The organism is Rothia sp. HMSC036D11 (genome assembly GCF_001814205.1).
Taxonomy (GTDB): Bacteria; Actinomycetota; Actinomycetes; order Actinomycetales; family Micrococcaceae; genus Rothia; species Rothia dentocariosa.
On the sequence record NZ_KV815288.1, the window covers coordinates 1 to 18,289 of the forward strand.

16 protein-coding genes and 1 tRNA gene are annotated in these 18,289 nt (G+C 52.1%); 8 read left to right on the top strand and 9 right to left on the bottom strand.

The annotated features are described in order from the left end of the window. Positions 1-59: 59 nt before the first annotated feature. From HMPREF2958_RS10915 to dnaA, 9 genes are all read right to left on the bottom strand, one after another. Positions 60-173 (bottom strand): DUF2648 domain-containing protein, encoded by a 114-nt coding sequence (locus tag HMPREF2958_RS10915; protein WP_115333524.1) that lies wholly within the window; start codon positions 171-173, stop codon positions 60-62. Positions 174-195: 22 nt separating this feature from the next. After that, positions 196-269 (bottom strand) — tRNA-Ile (locus HMPREF2958_RS04475). A gap of 187 nt (positions 270-456) precedes the next feature. Beyond that, complete coding sequence (locus HMPREF2958_RS04480; protein ID WP_070696964.1) at positions 457-1,038, bottom strand: DUF3566 domain-containing protein; 582 nt, start codon at positions 1,036-1,038, stop codon at positions 457-459. Next, the gene (gene gyrA, locus HMPREF2958_RS04485; RefSeq protein ID WP_070696966.1) at positions 1,038-3,683 is read right to left on the bottom strand and encodes a DNA gyrase subunit A; all 2,646 of its coding nucleotides are present in this window, start codon (positions 3,681-3,683) and stop codon (positions 1,038-1,040) included. Before gyrA ends, HMPREF2958_RS04480 begins: the two co-directional genes overlap by 1 nt. A gap of 78 nt (positions 3,684-3,761) precedes the next feature. Continuing rightward, on the bottom strand, positions 3,762-5,822 hold the full coding sequence (gyrB, locus tag HMPREF2958_RS04490) for a DNA topoisomerase (ATP-hydrolyzing) subunit B (RefSeq protein ID WP_210400880.1): 2,061 nt from the start codon (positions 5,820-5,822) through the stop codon (positions 3,762-3,764). 247 nt (positions 5,823-6,069) lie between these two features. Then, positions 6,070-6,735: a DciA family protein gene (locus tag HMPREF2958_RS04495; protein WP_083313699.1), complete on the bottom strand. Its 666-nt coding sequence runs from the start codon at positions 6,733-6,735 to the stop codon at positions 6,070-6,072. Continuing rightward, on the bottom strand, positions 6,732-7,943 hold the full coding sequence (gene recF / locus HMPREF2958_RS04500) for a DNA replication/repair protein RecF (protein ID WP_070696970.1): 1,212 nt from the start codon (positions 7,941-7,943) through the stop codon (positions 6,732-6,734). Before recF ends, HMPREF2958_RS04495 begins: the two co-directional genes overlap by 4 nt. Before the next feature lie 66 nt (positions 7,944-8,009). Then, positions 8,010-9,137 carry a DNA polymerase III subunit beta gene (gene dnaN / locus HMPREF2958_RS04505; protein ID WP_070696972.1) on the bottom strand — a complete coding sequence of 376 codons (1,128 nt, stop codon included), beginning with the start codon at positions 9,135-9,137 and terminating at the stop codon, positions 8,010-8,012. A gap of 616 nt (positions 9,138-9,753) precedes the next feature. Beyond that, the gene (gene dnaA, locus HMPREF2958_RS04510) at positions 9,754-11,421 is read right to left on the bottom strand and encodes a chromosomal replication initiator protein DnaA (protein ID WP_070696974.1); all 1,668 of its coding nucleotides are present in this window, start codon (positions 11,419-11,421) and stop codon (positions 9,754-9,756) included. A gap of 444 nt (positions 11,422-11,865) precedes the next feature. On the opposite strand from dnaA, the gene rpmH reads away from it, so the two are divergent. From rpmH to HMPREF2958_RS04550, 8 genes are all read left to right on the top strand, one after another. Next, positions 11,866-12,003, top strand: a complete 138-nt coding sequence (gene rpmH, locus HMPREF2958_RS04515; RefSeq protein WP_004005930.1) for a 50S ribosomal protein L34 — start codon at positions 11,866-11,868, stop codon at positions 12,001-12,003. A 64-nt stretch (positions 12,004-12,067) separates the two neighbouring features. Continuing rightward, positions 12,068-12,472 carry a ribonuclease P protein component gene (rnpA, locus tag HMPREF2958_RS04520; protein WP_083313700.1) on the top strand — a complete coding sequence of 135 codons (405 nt, stop codon included), beginning with the start codon at positions 12,068-12,070 and terminating at the stop codon, positions 12,470-12,472. Further along, positions 12,453-12,899, top strand: a complete 447-nt coding sequence (gene yidD, locus HMPREF2958_RS04525) for a membrane protein insertion efficiency factor YidD (RefSeq protein WP_070696977.1) — start codon at positions 12,453-12,455, stop codon at positions 12,897-12,899. Before rnpA ends, yidD begins: the two co-directional genes overlap by 20 nt. Positions 12,900-12,953: 54 nt before the next feature. Further along, a complete protein-coding gene (gene yidC, locus HMPREF2958_RS04530; protein WP_070696979.1) occupies positions 12,954-13,982 on the top strand; it encodes a membrane protein insertase YidC in 1,029 nt (342 codons plus the stop codon). A gap of 29 nt (positions 13,983-14,011) precedes the next feature. After that, positions 14,012-14,566, top strand: coding sequence for a Jag family protein (locus tag HMPREF2958_RS04535; protein WP_070696981.1), 555 nt, complete (start codon positions 14,012-14,014; stop codon positions 14,564-14,566). After that, positions 14,567-15,199, top strand: a complete 633-nt coding sequence (rsmG, locus tag HMPREF2958_RS04540) for a 16S rRNA (guanine(527)-N(7))-methyltransferase RsmG (RefSeq protein ID WP_070696983.1) — start codon at positions 14,567-14,569, stop codon at positions 15,197-15,199. It begins immediately after the preceding gene. 505 nt (positions 15,200-15,704) lie between these two features. Beyond that, the gene (locus tag HMPREF2958_RS04545; protein WP_004005936.1) at positions 15,705-16,541 is read left to right on the top strand and encodes a ParA family protein; all 837 of its coding nucleotides are present in this window, start codon (positions 15,705-15,707) and stop codon (positions 16,539-16,541) included. A 203-nt stretch (positions 16,542-16,744) separates the two neighbouring features. Continuing rightward, positions 16,745-18,217: a ParB/RepB/Spo0J family partition protein gene (locus HMPREF2958_RS04550; protein WP_070696984.1), complete on the top strand. Its 1,473-nt coding sequence runs from the start codon at positions 16,745-16,747 to the stop codon at positions 18,215-18,217. Positions 18,218-18,289: the final 72 nt, after the last annotated feature.

Genomic DNA, 18,289 nt, shown 5'->3' on the forward strand with positions numbered 1-18,289 from the left:
AGCAGATGCGCTACCAATTGCGCCACGCCCCCGCATTAGCGGAAAATCGCTATGAAGTTCTAAATGGAATCTGTAGATTCCTGCCAGGCCTGACGGACCTGCTGCGACTGAACCTTTTTGAAGCCCAGAAATGCCACGATCGAGACAGCCGCAAGAACAAAGAGCTTTTTCATAGCAACCTTTCGTCATGGAGAGTGGGCGTACCAAGACTTGAACTTGGGACCTCTTCGTTATCAGCGAAGCGCTCTAACCGCCTGAGCTATACGCCCTCCCATTCCGGCGGAATTCTCCGCAAGAACGAAATATAACTATACAGATGTTTTACCCTGTTGCCAAATCTCTTAGATGTGCATTACAACACAGACAGAAGCCCCATAAAACCAGGGGAGTATCACTCCGATACTCACCCCGGTTGATAACGCACAAAGACGGCGGTTTTAGATACTCAGGACTATCTTATGATTCGTCGCTGAGGGTCAGCGTAATACCACCCACGAGCTTGGCGGCCAAGTTATACAAAATTGCGCCGATCATACTCAAAAGCGTGAAGATAACGGTGTTAATGACCGACAGAATAGTCGTTGCCAAAGCCACCTGACCGATATTGACCATCTGGGTAATATCAATATTGGTGTTACCGGTACCCATGGAGGTTAAGATCTGGTTCACGCCGGTAAAAGCACCCGAAGCCTGCAAGAAAAGCCAGAGGATTACCGAAGCCACAATGGTCACAATGCCCAGAGCCATAGAGAGCAGGAAGACCATCTTCGCAACCGACCAAGTATCAATTCGCTGAACCACCAGACGAGCGCGGCGAATACGCGAGCGTGGAACCGGGCGGATAGACTGGCGTCGTTGTCCCTTGTTTTTAGGGCGCGTACCATTGGCGGGACGCTTCGCAGAACGCTGCTGTGATGAACCACCAGGCTTAGATGCGTTATTTTGCCGGTTAGAAGCATTCGTACCGCCCGCAGGGGTTCCCTGTGCTGCGGGTGCCGTTTGTTTTCCTGGAGCCGACCCCTGTGGGTTTGCGCTCATTAGTTACCTCCGTCTACATCGGTGGATGCGGTGGTTGGCTTATTTTCTTGCGTATCCACCACCTCGGAATTTATCACAGATTCTTCTGTGGCTTCCACCTCAGCGTCGTCTTCTTTCTGTTCATCTAGCTGGCGATCTTGGTTACGAGCAATACCAATAATGCTATCGCCCTTACCCGGCTTCGCAAAGATAACGCCCATAGTGTCGCGTCCCTTGGCAGGAACTTCACTCACATTGGTGCGAACAACCTTACCGCTCTGCATCACAACGAGCACCTCATCGTTCTCAGATACGATCAGGCCACCCACAAGAGCGCCACGACCTTCCACAAGCTTAGCAACCTTAATACCGAAACCGTTACGACCCTGAACGCGATATCCCTCAACGTGAGTACGCTTAGCGTATCCGCCCTCGGTCACTACGAACACGAAAGACTCAGGGATAACAACCTGTGCCGAGATCAGTTCATCACCGTCACGGAACTTCATACCGGTCACACCCGAAGTCGAACGCCCCATAGGACGCAGAGACTCATTGTTAGCGTGGAAGCGCAGCGACATACCATTGCGCGAGATCAGCAGAATATCATCTTCGGGGGAGACAAGGAACGCAGAGACCACTTCGTCATCATCACGCAGATTAATCGCGATTAGACCGGCGGTACGGTTCGTATCGTAGTCGCTCAGGCGAGATTTCTTGACCAATCCGCCCTTCGTGGCAAGAACCAGGTACTCGGCATCCTCATAGGTCTTCAGATCCATGACCTGGGCAATATGCTCATCCGGCTGGAATTCCAACAGATTTGCCAAATGCTGTCCCTTGGCGTCACGCCCAGCCTCTTGCAATTCATAACCCTTGGTGCGGTATACGCGCCCCAAATTGGTAAAGAACAGAATCCAGCTGTGCGTGGTGGTCACGAAGAAATGCTCCACAACATCGTCGCCGCGCAGCTGAGCGCCTCGAATACCCTTACCACCGCGATGCTGGCTGCGGTACTGGTCGCTGCGGGTGCGTTTGATGTATCCGCCGCGGGTAATCGTTACGACGACTTCTTCCTCAGGAATAAGATCTTCCATCGACATATCGCCGTTGAAGCCTCGCAGAATCTCGGTGCGGCGATCATCGCCATAGCGATTCACAATCTCGCCTAGCTCCTCGGAAATAATCTCGCGCTGGCGATCTTCAGAGGCAATAATCGCATTGTATTCCGAAATGAGGCGCTGCAGCTCGTCGTGGCGATCCTGAATCTTCTGACGTTCCAGAGCCGCCAGACGACGAAGCTGCATATTCAGAATTGCCTGAGCCTGCGCTTCATCAATATCCAGGAAGTCCATCAAGGCCGAACGAGCTTCATCGGCCGTGGGGGAGCGGCGGATAAGTGCAATAACCTCATCCAGAGCGTCCAGAGCCTTGAGCAGACCGCGCAGAATATGCGCTTCTTCCTCAGCCTGACGCAGACGGTACCGAGTACGACGCACAATCACGTCCATCTGGTGGTTTACCCAGTGGCGAATAAAGGCATCAAGCGAGAGAGTACGCGGAACGCCATCCACAATCGCCAGCATATTGGCAGAGAAGTTCTCCTGCAGCTGGGTGTGCTTATACAGGTTGTTGAGTACAACCTTGGGCACGGCATCGCGTTTGAGCACGATTACAAGGCGCTGGCCGGTACGGCCTGAGGTTTCATCACGCAGATCGGAAATTCCGGTGACTTTACCTTCCTTAATCAGGTCGGCAATCTTAATCGCCAGGTTATCAGGGTTTGCCTGGTACGGCAGTTCGGTTACCACAAGACAAGTGCGTCCGTGGATCTCTTCGACATTGACGACCGCGCGCATCGTAATGGAACCGCGGCCGGTGCGGTAAGCATCCTCAATACCCTTGGTGCCCAAAATGGTGGCACCGGTGGGGAAGTCCGGTCCCTTAATGCGTTCCATAAGAGCACCCAGAAGCTCTTCATTCGTAGCATTCGGGTTCTTGAGGAACCATTCCACACCTGCGGCAACTTCACGCAGGTTATGTGGGGGAATATTGGTTGCCATACCCACGGCGATACCCGAAGACCCGTTGATCAACAGGTTCGGGATGCGCGCCGGCAGTACCGTGGGCTCAAGCGATTTACCGTCATAGTTAGGCTGAAAATCAACGGTATCTTCGTTGATGTCACGCACCATTTCCAGGGCAATAGGCGCCATCTTCGTCTCGGTATAACGCGGAGCCGCAGCGCCGTCATTACCGGGGGACCCGAAGTTACCCTGACCGAGTGCCAGGGGATAACGCATCGTCCAACCCTGAATTAAACGTACTAGTGCATCGTAGATAGCACTGTCGCCGTGGGGGTGGAATTGACCCATCACATCGCCAACGATGCGGGCACATTTATTGAAAGCACGGTCGGGGCGATAACCGCCGTCGTACATTCCATAGATCACGCGACGATGTACCGGTTTAAGACCGTCGCGTACATCCGGTAGGGCACGACCGATAATAACCGCCATCGCGTAATCCAGATAAGAACGCTGCATTTCGGTCTGCAGGTCGATCTGCTCAATGTTACCGTGGGGATTATCGATCAGAATCTCACCGCGGTTAGTGGCGACCTCGATATCGATATCTGGGTTTTCGCTTTGGTGTTCTTCACTCATAGTTGTTCCGTTCCTCTGTGACTCTCTCGCTTATATTCCGTTTGGGAAATATAGCCAACTGGCTATATACCAAACCCTTTAGATATCGAGGAATCGAATGTCTTTGGCGTTCTGCTGAATAAAGTCGCGGCGGGCTTCCACATCTTCACCCATCAGAACCGAGAAGATCTGATCGGCTGCAGCCGCATCCTCCATCTTCACCTGAAGCAGGGTACGGCGTTGAGGATCCATCGTGGTATCCCACAGCTCGGTATAGTCCATCTCGCCAAGACCCTTATAACGCTGAATGCCGTTGTCTTTGGGTAGACGCTGATTCTTTGCCTGGCCGCGTGCCAGAGCCTCATCACGCTCGGCATCAGAGAACACATAATCATGCGGGGCATTTGACCACTTGATGCGATACAGCGGAGGCTGTGCCAAATACACATATCCGGCTTCGATGAGCGGGCGCATAAAGCGGAAGAGCAGGGTTAGCAATAGGGTGGTGATGTGCTGGCCATCCACATCGGCATCTGCCATAAGAACGATCTTGTGGTAGCGAGCCTTCTCCAGGTCGAAATCGTCGCCGATACCGGTGCCGAAGGCCGTAATCATAGCCTGAATCTCAGCATTGGAAAGCGCTCGGTCAAGGCGGGCACGCTCCACATTGAGGATCTTACCGCGCAGCGGCAAAATAGCTTGGCTGTTTGGATCACGCCCCTGAACCGCCGAACCACCTGCGGAGTCACCCTCCACCAGATAAATTTCGGAGATCGACGGATCCTTTGAGGCACAGTCCTTGAGTTTGCCGGGCATCGAGCTGGTTTCCAGCAGACCCTTACGCCGAGTCGTCTCACGCGCTTTACGTGCCGCCATACGTGCCTGTGCCGCCGTAATAGCGCGGCGCACCACATCCTTGGCGACAGCGGGGTTACGATCGAACCAATCGGCCATATGATCGTTGATCTCGCGCTGGGTAAAGGATTTTGCCTCGGAGTTACCAAGCTTTGTCTTTGTTTGCCCTTCGAACTGCGGCTCGGAAATCTTAATCGAAATAACCGCGGTCAGACCCTCACGCACGTCTTCACCGGTGAGGTTATCGTCTTTATCGCGCAGCAGTTTATTCTCGCGGGCATAACGATTCACCAGGGACGTCAGCGCAGCACGGAAACCCTCTTCATGAGTACCGCCTTCGTGAGTGTTGATCGTATTCGCATAGGAGTGCACCGATTCTTTATAAGACCCGGTCCACTGCATAGCCACCTCAAGCGCCATATGGCGCACGGTGTCTTCAGCCTCAAAGTAGATAATGTCCTCGTTGATAACGGTTTTTGAACCCGCGTTGAGGAAGTGCACGTAGTCGAAAAGACCATTATCGTAACGATAGGTGACCGTGCGGTACCCTTCGGAGTTTGCGCCTACACGGTTGAGGGGAAGAACTTTATCTTTTTCATCTTCTTCTTCAGCAACCTCATCGCCCCCCTCAAACTGGTCACGCTCATCGGTGAGAGAAATTGTCAGTCCCTTGTTCAGGAACGCCATCTGCTGGAACCTGGCACGCAGAGTCTCAAAATCAAACTCAACGGTCTCAAAAATCTCGGGATCAGGGTAGAACGTCTGAATAGTACCGGTCTTCTGAGAGGCTTTACCGCGGCGCAGGGGACCATCAGGAATACCACCGTTAGCAAAAGAAATGTGCCAGGAATAACCCTGACGGTGGACTTCGGTTATAACCTTTTTTGAGAGCGCATTAACGACAGAAATACCCACACCGTGTAAACCACCGGAAACGGCATATCCGCCGCCGCCGAATTTACCGCCAGCGTGAAGAACAGTCATAACGACCTCGACCGTGGATTTATGCTCGGTCGGATGCTCATCCACGGGAATACCGCGGCCATCATCTTGAACGCGCACACCACCATCGGCCTGAATTGTAACTTCAATATGGCTTGCGTAGCCTGCGAGCGCCTCATCTACAGAGTTATCGACCACCTCGTAGACCAGATGGTGTAGACCACGTTCGGTTGTCGAGCCGATATACATACCGGGACGTTTACGAACCGCTTCCAGACCCTCCAAAACGGTAATGTCAGATGCGCCGTATTCATGGGGTTGTTCAGATGTCACGAGTGCGTAACTCCTTGGGGTAGATCTCATGCCCGGTGATGTATCACCGCTGCACCTAGATGAGCGCAGCATCAGCATATTCTTTTCTATTCTACCGAATTTCACGACTTTACGCCCATATTTTGAAGGGCGTGGAACAGCTTATTTCGAATATACAGCCTTCTAAGGCTTTTCTGAGCATACTCACCCCGGTATGCGGTAGGGGATATATACCGTACCGTTATCTTCGTTTCCGGCGATTTAGGCCCTTATGACGCAAAAGTGTCACATAAGCGGGTTATCCGTAGGTATCTCGTACCCCTCGACCTCCCGGTGCCCGTTTAGGGCCGCGCGATGCCCAGCGCCCATTATTCGGCCCGTAAATACGGATGTTCGTCACCACGCCTTCGCCAAGTTCACGCGCGAACATCTGCACAATCTGATTACGCATGAGCCTAAGCTGCGTTGCCCAAGCTGTCGAATCGCACTGCACATCGACCACGGCATTCTCAAAGCGCGTGGGTTTAGCGTGCATGGCAAGTTCGGGTCCAACGAGTTCACTCCATCGTGCCATGACGCTGGAGACCGCCACGGGCTCTTTCCACCCACGAGATCGAATCAGGTACGAGATCACACCATCAAGCGGTTTAGGATCGCGAGAATCTTCACCGGATGCGGTATAGCCGCCCAGCGCGCGCATATCGACCCGCTGGGCGCGAGTTTTCCGCTGTCCCGGTTCGGCGCTCATGGCAGAGCCAAATTCACGAAGAATCTTCTTTGCCGAGAATGCGTTGAGTCGCCCCTCGCCGCGGGCTGCTGCGGCGGCGCGCATCCGTTCTACCATGGCGGCGGGGGCATCGACCTCATCACGATAGTATTCTTGCTCCGGATCAAGCGAAGATTCTTCATGATTCGACGCTTGCGTGCCTATTTCCTCACCGTCATCCCAAAGTTTCTCGCTCATGAGGGCAAATCCTCAATCTGCGGTGCGTCTGTGGTTTCGGGCGCATATTCGGCGTGAGCGGTACTCACCCGCACTAAACGGTACGTCCCCAGTTCCTCGGGAATATCGCTCAACACGGCGCTGGTGAGCAAAACCTGTTCTGCCTGGGCTACTAAAGCGCCGAGCCTATGACGCCGTTCTGAATCTAACTCGGCAAAAACATCGTCAAGAATAAGAATGGGGGAGGACCCGGGGGAATCGTCGTCGGCACGATGCACAAACCAGGAAGCCAATCGCAAAGAAAGCGCAACCGACCAGCTTTCTCCGTGGGAAGCAAATTGTTTAACAGCTAACCCGCCCAATAGCAGCGTTATATCGTCCCGATGCGGTCCCACCAGAGTCACCCCGCGCTCCAGTTCGGCGGTACGGCGCTCGCGCAAGCGCTGCGCCATCGCATCTTTAATGTCGTCGATGCTCATACGCGAAACATGTTCGAGCCCTCGCTCGGTAATCTCCGGAAAAACCGTCGAATCGTAGGTAAATGAGATGTCCTTTGACCCATCGGTAAGCCCGGTGTAGGCGCGCCGCAAGTGGGGAAGCAAAAGCCATAGAACACGAAATCGTGCTGCGAGGAGCTGTGCCCCTAGCTGAGCCAATTGTTCCGACCACACATCAAGGGTGTGCATCGCGTTTTCATCGTCTGCCGCCAAGGAACCGCGGCGCTGCAATGTTTTCAACAGCGAATTGCGCTGGCGCAAAATGCGTTCGTATTCCTGACGGTACCCGGCAACAACGGGTCGCAGCGAAACCGCTAAATCATCAATAAAACGGCGTCGTCCCGCGGGTTCACCCTTGACGAGCTGCAAATCTTCGGGGGAGAACAACACGGTGCGCGTAATCCCTAAGGCTTCACGGGCGCGCACGGGAGCGGCTCGATTGATGCGCACCCGGTTGCTCGCCCCGGGTGCTATCTCGAATTCGGTGACCGTTTGTTGTGAACCACGCACCGTACGCACACGAATATAGGCTCGGGATGCACCCACCCGCACGAGCGGACCATCATGGCTTACGCGGTGCGAGGAAAGATTCGCGGTGTAGTCTATAGCCTCAATAATATTGGTTTTTCCAACACCGTTAGGCCCTAAAAAAACGGTAACTCCGGCGGTTAGCGGCAAATTAAGAAGGGTGTAGGTGCGGTAATCAAGAAGCGAAAGATGATCAAGATACACAATACCCCCTTCTATAAAAACGAATGTTTATTCTAATTTCCTATGACCCTATACCGGAATGCACAATTAGTTAGCGGGCAAGCGAATCGGCTGAACCAGGTACCGGTAGCTAAGATCTTCTTCGCTCAGCGGTTCGTCCTGACCGGAGAGCACGGCAGGTTTAGGAGCCTCAGTGAAGGAGAAACGTACAAAGTCGGTATCAAAGGCACCCAGTCCCTCCGAAAGGTACGTGGGGTTATATGCCACCGTAATTTCGTGACCGTCCAGCTGCGCGGGCATCGATTCGGATGCGCGAGCCTCATCGCCGCGCCCGGCATCGATCGATACCTGTCCGTCTTCGGTGAACTGAAGGCGCAGGGGAGTGTTACGTTCTGCCACGAGGGAAATACGACGCGCCGCCTCCGCCAAATCCGATGTACGGACAACAGCATGAACCGCAGTTTCGGTTGGGAAGAGGGCACGAAGATTCGGGTACTGACCGTCCATGAGAACACTCGTAGTTCGGCGAGAGCCTGCGGAGAAACCGATAAGATCGCCATTTTCAGGAAGTGCGATAGAAAGCTCTCCCGAGTTTGAGAGGGTACGCCCCACCTCGGTCATGGTTTTGGCCTTGAGCAGAACCGCAGCCTCAATTTCAGGGTTCTCAGGATTCCAGGTAATTTCGCGCATCGCCAAGCGGTACCGGTCGGTAGCAAGAAGAGTCATGGTTGAACCGGAGATTTCCAGGCGAATACCGGTAAGCAACGGTAAAGTTTCGTCTTTGGAAACCGCGATCTGAACCTGGGAGACAGCTTTAGCGAATTCCGCGCCATCAACGGTACCGGAGATCTGCGGTAGCTCAGGAAGCTCCGGATAGTCCGCCACCGGCATACCCGCTAGCTGGAACTTTGCGGAACGACAGGTCATAAAAATTGTGGAGTCATTAGCCACGAACTCAACATCTGCGTTAGGCAGCGAGCGGCAAATTTCGGCAAGCATCTTACCCGGTACTAAACAGGTCCCTTCCTGCTCTACCGACGCCTCGATCGTTTGCTTAGCACTGATTTCATGGTCGAAGCTTGAAACAGAAACCTCACCACTTTCAGCTTTGATGAGAAGACCGTTGAGCACGGGAGAGGTGGGACGAAGAGGTAGCGAGCGCGCGGTCCAACCAACCGCCTCGGCAAGTACGTCACGTTCAACGGTAAATTTCATCAAAGAGCCTTTCGGTGATGAAGCAAACGGGTTTGAAAAAACAACGATGATGAGCTCATGGATGCGTATGGAATTGAGAACCCGACATCGTGCGTGTGTAGTTTATGCAAAACTGCATAATCCATCCTACCGGATACAGGTTCGTCAAGGAGAGGGTACAGGTTAGTTCCGCTCAGAGGGTTTAGAAAATTTTGTAATTACATCTTTAGGAAGGTAGATCATGCAGTACAGCTTCAGAAGGTTATGAAAATTGTAATTACAAAAATCTGGTGCTGTTGTCTCGCTACCATCGTCAAAATAGTTGGATACTGCGTTCGATTGGACCTGCGTGGGTGCGCTTCATGTTATGTGAGGGTGTTTTCTTTAAAGTACAGTAATGTTAATAACCCCTGTGGATATCGTGGAAAAACCAGAGTTTCCCTGTAAAATCAAGGAAATCACCTGTGGATATTAAGTGGACAAAAATTAGCGTTTCTGAGGATGCATTGTGTATGGATATTTATACATCTACTTTCGTCCACACATCATGAATAATCATGCACTTAATATCCACTTAACGCCCCGGTTTAACACACACGTTATCCACAGGCTGTTTAAACCTTGAAATTCCGGGGAACTACCGGCTTTCACGCTGATCCTGCTTGATTTTGTTCGTCAAATCGGTGACCTGGTTAAAGGTAGTGCGTCGTTCAGCCATTTGTGCCCCCACCTTCCGTACCGCGTGCATAACCGTTGTGTGGTCGCGGCCGCCTAATTCCTGCCCGATGCGCGGCAACGACATATCCGTAAGCTCCCGCAGTAAATACATGGCAATCTGACGTGCATTTGTGAGGGTTCGAGTGCGGGATTTTGACCGTAGATCCTCTAGAGTCACATCGAAATAGGAAGCCGTAGTCGCCAGCACTTGTCCCGAGGTAATTTCGGTATCGCCCGCATCTGTAATGAGATCTTTGAGCACAACTTCGGCTAAGGCAACATCGACGGGCTGCTTATTAAGCGAGGCGAATGCCGTTACACGAATGAGCGCGCCCTCCAACTCGCGGATATTCGCCGTAATATGCGATGCAATATATTCCATCACATCATCGGGAACGTTGAGCGATTCACTCTGTGCCTTCTTGCGCAAAATAGCGATACGAGTCTCTAACTCGGGAGGCTGAACATCGGTAATCAGACCCCACTCGAAGCGTGAACGCATACGCTCGGCGAACCCGGTGAGCTGTTTTGGCGGCAAATCAGAAGTAATCACAACCTGCTTTTGGTGATTATGCAGGGCGTTGAAAGTATGGAAGAACTCTTCCTGTGTATGCTCTTTACCCGCCAAAAACTGGATATCGTCGATCAGAAGCATATCGACATTGCGGTAAATCTGTTTGAAAGATGACCCTTCATCGTCACGAATCGAATTGATGAAATCGTTTGTGAACTCCTCAGAATTTACGTACCGCACGCGTAGGCTCGGGAAAAGATGCTTGGCATAGTGCCCGATCGCGTGCAGGAGGTGGGTTTTACCCAGCCCTGAATCGCCATAAATAAAGAGGGGATTATAGGCTTGGGCGGGGGACTCGGAAACAGCAAATGCTGCGGCGTGTGCAAAGCGGTTAGACTGACCAATCACAAAAGTATCGAAAGTGTAATTTGGGTTCAGACGTGCCGAAGAATCCCAACCGGAATCCGAAGAAACAGCGGTATGAGTATCCGCGGCTGGGGAAGAAATATCCTCAGTCTCTGCAGGAGAAGAAATCGGCTGAGCGGGAACGGCAGAGTCCACATGCTGCGGCGTGTGTACTTCGGAAAATTCGGTGGGGGAGGGGGAAGAACTCTGCGGGCGCTCGGCGAAGATGGCGGGATCAACCGGTGATGCTGCCGGTACATCGGTAACGGGCACATCCGCAATTTGACTTTGATGAGGCGGCACGGGGGTGTGGAGTTCGGCCTCAACCTCATGAAGCGGGGGCATAGGAGAATCGTCTTCGATCTGCGGTATTGAAGGCGAAACCGTCTGAGATGTTTGCGCAAGCGATTCATCAATCGTGAAAGCCTCTGATACACCGGAACCAAAAACGGTGGTCAGAGCTTGTTGGAAGGGCGCCTTGAGCTGAGACTGAAAAATATTGCGGGTTAGTTCGCTGGGAACGGCAATCAGAAGAACGGTTCCCACGAAAGCCTGAGGCTGCGCAAGACTCACAAAACCACGCAGACGCTGAGAGACCTCAGGATTCGCTTGCAGAATGCTTATGACCTGTTCCCAGCGTTCCTGAAGCTGCGTGTGCTCAGCGTTCATCAGTGATTCCCCTCGTAAAGATGACAAAGATATGTACCGATTCTACCGTAGGTTATACACATCATAAACAGCTTATCCACAGGAGTTATACACAGTGTGGAAAAAATGTGTCTTTCCTGAGGATAACCGGTTGAAAAATTCTTGAATTTCGTTATTTTTCCTTGATATATCAAGGAAATTAAGTGTATAACAAGGATGTGGAAAACTGTGGATATGATGTTTTGAAGGTCCGTTGAGAACACCTGTGGATAGTCTAATCCCCACAACCTGGGGATAATCTGGGGTTATGTGCGGGGCGGATTAACTTGCTTTGCAGCATAGACTCTTCTAAAGTTGTTCTGTTGTATGTGTACCGCCTACCTCGAAGTGTCGAGGTACCATCGGGCACGAAAAAGCTTAGAAATCCTAGCCAGCGGGTAGGATTTTGTGTCCAAGGAGATAAGTATGAGTAAACGTACTTTCCAGCCGAATAACCGCCGTCGTGCGAAGAAACACGGTTTCCGTCTTCGTATGCGTACTCGTGCCGGTCGTTCTATCCTGTCGAACCGTCGTTCCAAGGGTCGTTCCAAGCTTTCGGCATAAAGAACTCAGCAAAACCCGCTAACGCATTCGTGTTAGCGGGTTTTCCACTACAGGGAAGGAAAACGTGCTGCCAATCCAGCACCGGATGCGCACCAGCTCCCAATTTTCCACGGCTTTTCGTTCCGGTACCCGCTCAGGGCGCCGGAACTTAGTTGTATATACGGCTCAAAAATCCGGAAATACAACCCGTATAGGTTTCATTGTGTCAAAAGCCGTCGGAAATGCTGTGACTCGTAACCGTGTTAAACGGCGTTTGCGTGAACTCGCTGCAACAACCGTTAGCACCTACCCGCAGGGACTGTATATTGCCGTGCGGGCGCTTCCCGCATCCGCTGGAGCGAACTGGGAAGAATTACGCGCAGACTATCGAGGTGCCCTAGAATCCTCCCTGAAAAAACTTGACCGTCAAGATCAGCACTGCAATGTTGAAAACCGTGGGGGAGGGGACTATGAACCATCGTCGATGTGATGAGCGTTTTCACCCTCATCACAGCAGTACACACCATCCCCACACCCATCAGCTTGATCCCGATGACCGCCTCGCGCAAGCGCCCCATGAGTTTGTGCATCCGGTATCTTTTTTACATGCGGTCTACACCTTGCCGCAGAATATTCTGATTGGGCTTATTAAGGCTTACCGTAAAGTCGTATCCCCTCTCTATGGGGATGTATGCCGGTATTATCCGACCTGCTCCGCCTACGGGTTGGAAGCGGTCACCACTCATGGAGCCCTCGGCGGTCTCAGCCTGACCGTGCGGCGCATCCTGCGGTGTAATCCCTGGGCAACCGGCGGAGTCGACCCCGTTCCGCCCGGAAAACGAACCTTTGCCTCCGGTCAGGAACCTAAAATTATGCTCCTGAACCATCCCCTAGAAACTCACTCGAACAACCACTAACGGTTGTCGAGATTCCTACAAAGACTTAGCCGAGTCATAAGGAGAAAAACTCCCGTGAACATTTTTGACATGATCCTTTGGCCCTTTAAATTGGCCGTGTCTGCGGTGCTGTGGTTCTTCCACACGATCTTTACCAGTATTGGTATGGATCCGTCTTCAGGCTTTACCTGGGTGCTGTGCATTATCTGCCTGACTCTCGTGATGCGTGCTGTAACCATTCCCCTATTTATGCGCCAAATTAAATCGATGCGCGGTATGAACGCCATGCAGGGCGATCTTGCAAAGCTGCAGGCCAAATACAAGGGTAAAAAAGATCAGCTTTCCCGCCAGGCTATGGCGCAGGAGCAGATGGCACTATTCAAGAAGCACGGCACCAGCCCCTTCTCATCCTGTTTACCGATTATTGCGCAGATGCCAATCTTCCTCGGTCTCTATCAGGTGCTCATGGGTGTTTCCGGGGCAGCTGCTAAAAATGAAGGCATTCTGCTGCTTCCCGCAGAATTGGTTAAACAGTTCAGTGAAGCCTATATCTTTGGGTCACCTATCTTCTCGACCATGATGAACCCCGGTAACGGTAACCATGCCGCTACCGTTGCCCAGGCCATCATCATGATTCTACTCATGAGCGGTACCCAGTTCTTCATTCAGAAACAGCTCAGTGCCAAGAACATGTCCGAGGCAGCCAAAAACTCCCCAATATTCCGTCAGCAACAGATGATGATGTACGGTTTTCCCGTTATTTTCGCGGTGACGGGCATTAACTTCCCCCTGGGTGTGATGTACTACTGGACCGTCTCAAACTTCTGGGCTCTCGGGCAGCAGTGGTGGGTTATCCGCAATAACCCGACTCCCGGTTCTCAGGCTGAGAAGGAGCTCAACGAACGCCGTGCCGCTAAAGGTCTGCCCCCCGTTGGGAAAACCAAGGAACAGCACGAAAAAGAGCTTGAGGAGGCGCGTGAGCGTGCCGCCGCGGGCCAGCGCCAGCAGCCCATGAGTAAGAAACGCCAGAAACAGCAGCAGCGTAAAGGCGGCGGGCAGAACAAGTCGAGCAATAAAAACTCGAATAAGCCGAAACTCAACTAAACACAGCATCGATAAATTCAAGGAAAACCATGACTGAAATATTTGAAGAAACCGCAGAATCGCCAAGCACCGCATCGGAAGCTGAGGCTGTCAAAGAAATCGACGAAGTCAGCATGATTGAGGAAGAAGGGGATATCGCCGCTGACTACCTCGAAGAACTTCTCGATATCGTCGATCTTGATGGAGATATTGATATTGAGGTGCGCAACCAGCGCATCTACCTCTCGGTGGTCAATGATGACGATGGGAATGAAGATCTGCGCCACCTTGTCGGTCGCCGCGGTGAGGTTCTAGACGCTCTGCAGGAACTCGTGCGCCTGTCGGTTCTGGCCGCCAGCGGCAACCGTTCGCGTCTTATTCTCGATATTGCAGGTTACCGTGCACAACGTCGAGAACAGCTTACCGAAATAGCCCTCGACGCCGTCGAGAAGGTGCGTTCCTCCGGCGAAGATTTCCACCTGAAACCACTGGGCGCCTATGAACGCAAGGTTGTACATGATGTGGTTGCTGAACAGGGGCTCTACAGTGAATCCGAAGGCGAAGGCACACGTCGCCATGTGGTGATTTCCCTTCCGGAGGCGTAAATGACGGTTCCTTGTGAAGGTCAAGACCTTGTAGCCGCTACCGCAATTTTTGGCGATCGTCTGCCTCTAGCACAGCGTTATGTGGAACATTTGGCGACGACGGGGATTGAGCGCGGACTCATTGGTCCGCGTGAGGTACCGCGCCTTTGGGCTCGTCACGTGCTCAACTGTGCCGCTGTGCAGGAATATATCGCCGAAGGTACATCCGTGGCGGATGTAGGCTCTGGAGCGGGTCTACCGGGGCTTTGTCTGGCTATTGCCCGCCCCGACCTTGCGATCACGCTCATAGAGCCTCTGGAGCGCCGCGTGATATGGCTTCATGAAGTGGTTGAGGATCTAGGCCTTGAGAATGTAAAGATTCTGCGTTCCCGTGCTGAGCAGGCTATCGGACAGGTCGATGCCGATGTGGTGACTGCTCGTGCCGTATCTGCGCTGGTGGGTCTTGTGGATATTACCTTGCCGATTCTGCGCGGTACCGGTGAGCTTCTGGCTCTTAAGGGGCGCTCTGCACGAGAGGAAATCAAGAAGGCTAAGAAGAAACTCAACCGTTATGGGGCTCGCGAGACCGAAATCCTGACGGCGGGGGAGGGACTGCTGGATGAGCCCACAACCGTTGTGCGAGTTACACTCTAGTCTCGATAAACTCTGAAGCTGCGAGCTTCATAGGGGTTGAAGATACATTCTCAGATGTATCTTCAACCCCTATTCTTATGCTCGTTGCCTGATACCGGAGAAAGAGTTTGTGGTACGTGAGAGATGAAGGGGAACTTTCGGTGGGGCACCGTAGTTTTTCGTGAATGTGGAATATTAAAAATGAATAATGGAACTTGTATAAATTTTCCTGGTTGAGAGGTTGATAATCGGTTCATGATGCTGTGCTGAGAGTGAATTACTTGGGAATGAAATCATAAATTTTCGTGAAAAAATACGAATCCTAGACAACTTGTCGAGGGTGTACGTGGTATATCGCTGTTTTGACAGGTAATCTTAAAGAGGAACGCGCAGACCGGAGACAGCATCGGTGTTTCACGTGAAACATCCTTAATGCTCTTTATCCAATGTTTCACGTGAAACATGGTGTGCGTATCTTTATCTGGCGAAAGACACATCAACCATCAGCATCAGGCGCGGAGGATATATGACGATCACCCCCGGTGGCTCGACGCCGCCTTTACTGCCCAAGCCCCCACATACACGCGTCTTTACCATCTCGAATCAGAAGGGTGGAGTCGGTAAAACGAGTACCGCCGTGAACATTGCGGCCGCCCTTGCAGAAGCGGGAATGAACGTTTTGGTCATTGATAATGACCCCCAGGGAAATGCTTCGACGGCTCTCGGTATTGAACATGGCGTGGAGCTTCCCAGTACTTACAACACTTTGATTGACGATACTCCGCTTTCCGATATTGTGCAGGAGTGCCCTGACCTCGACAATCTGTGGTGTGCACCCGCGAATATAGACCTTGCTGGGGCAGAGATTGAACTTGTTTCGGTCGTGGCACGTGAGAAACGCCTTAAAAACGCTTTGGAGGACTATACTGAGTGGCGTGCCCAGCAGGGGATGGGACGGCTCGACTATGTATTTATCGACTGCCCGCCGAGCTTGGGACTGCTGACCGTTAATGCTTTCGTGGCGGCAGAGGAAATCCTGATTCCTATTCAGTGTGAATACTATGCCCTGGAAGGCTTGAGCCAGCTGCTCAAGAACATTCAGATGATTCAGAAACATCTGAATTCCAATTTAGAGATTAGTACGATTCTGCTGACTATGTACGACGGTCGTACCAACCTTGCATATCAGGTAGCGGAAGAGGTGCGGGAACATTTCCCGAAGGAGACTCTCCAGACCAAGATTCCGCGTTCTGTACGCATTTCAGAGGCGCCGAGCTACCAGCAGACCGTTATTAGCTATGATCCAACGTCTACCGGTGCTCAGGCTTATCGTGAGGCGGCGCAGGAAATTGCACGTCGCTAAGAGGAGCATATAGATGCTCTGAAATATCGGCATATCAGGATTGGTAATTACTCCGATATTCTCCATAAATAAACTTTTTGAGATTTATATCTAGGGAAATACCGAATTTTCTGAGCGCAGATTTTACGGTGCTGCAAGGTTCATATGAAGTGTAATCGGCATGCATGAGAGCGGTAGAAAATTTGGTGTGAGGAAGGAAAAACATGGCAGAGAAGCGACGGGGTCTCGGAAGGGGACTGGGTGCTCTCATTCCCAATAATACGACGCCTGTTGTGACTGCTTCCGATGTTGCCGAGAAAGAGGCGGAAAAAAAGGTAGCGGCGACTCGCAAACCTCAGCAGGAGGAACAAGCCGCCGCATCCTCGGCAAAACGCCCGAAGACTCGCAACGTAAAGCCGGAGCCGCAGAAAAAATCTGCCCCGAAGAAGGAACCGTCTGCGACAACGAAACGGACAGAACAGCAAGAGGTTCACATCTCTTCGTCGCAAAAGTCTACGGAACCGAAACCTCAGGAATCTTCTGCTGAGGCTCGGAAAACTTCTGTTTCATCGAAGACGCAAAAGGCTTCTGCGGTTAAGATACCTAGTCTTAAAATGCCTGTCATGAAAGCGGGAGAGAAGAAAGAAGAGAGTGTACACGTCTCATCTGCATCTTCGTCCGCATCGCATTCTGAGCAGAAATCAGATGTTTCACGTGAAACATTGTCTCAGCCACGCGACGTTCAGAAGAAGAAGCCTCGTATGGATATGGGTGCGGCACTTCGCAATACGACGTTAACACGCCGCCCGGTAGATTTCTTCTTTGGTGAAGAAACGAAGGAAGCTGAGGAAGAAGGCAACAGCAACCTCGTACCCGTTCCTGGAGCTCAGTTCGCAGAAATCAAAGTTTCTGATATTCACCCAAACCGCAAACAGCCTCGCGTTGATTTTGATGAACAAGACATGGCTGAGCTCATCCATTCGGTTCGCGAGATTGGTGTTCTGCAGCCTATTGTGGTGCGCCCTTCACGCGAGAAAAATGCCGAAAAATATGAGCTGGTGATGGGTGAGCGGCGTTGGCGCGCAACCCAGGCTGCGGGTCTAGAAACTATTCCTGCCATTATCCGTGACACGCAAGATATTGATCTGCTTCGAGACGCCCTGCTGGAAAACCTGCATCGTAGCCAGCTGAATCCCATTGAAGAGGCGGCCGCATATCAGCAGCTTATGGAAGAGTTCAGTACCACCCAAGAGCAGCTTGCAAAGCGTATTGGGCGTTCTCGTCCACAGATTTCGAATACGATTCGTTTGCTTAGGTTGCCTCCTCTCGTACAGCGCAGGGTAGCGGCAGGTGTTATCGCTGCCGGGCATGCGCGTGCCCTGCTGACTTTAACCGATCAGGCAAAGATAGAGACCATTGCTCAGAAGATCGTGAATGAAGGGCTTTCTGTGCGTGCCGTTGAGGAGCTTGTTGCCCATGCGAGCGAAGCTCCGGCAGATAAAGAGCGGAAAACCCCGCAGCCACAGAAGCATCACGAGCGATTGGACTATATAGCGGATGCGTTCGCCGACAAACTGGATACATCGGTTAAGATTTCGCTCGGTGCTCGTAAGGGTAAGATGACTATTGAGTTTGCTAATGTCGAGGATCTCAACCGCATTATTCGGGTTCTGGATTCTGATTTCAAAGGTTCTTAGTCCATGCGATAGCTTAGAATCCTTCCTCGCATAATCTACTGGGGGTGGTGATGTTTCACGTGAAACATCACC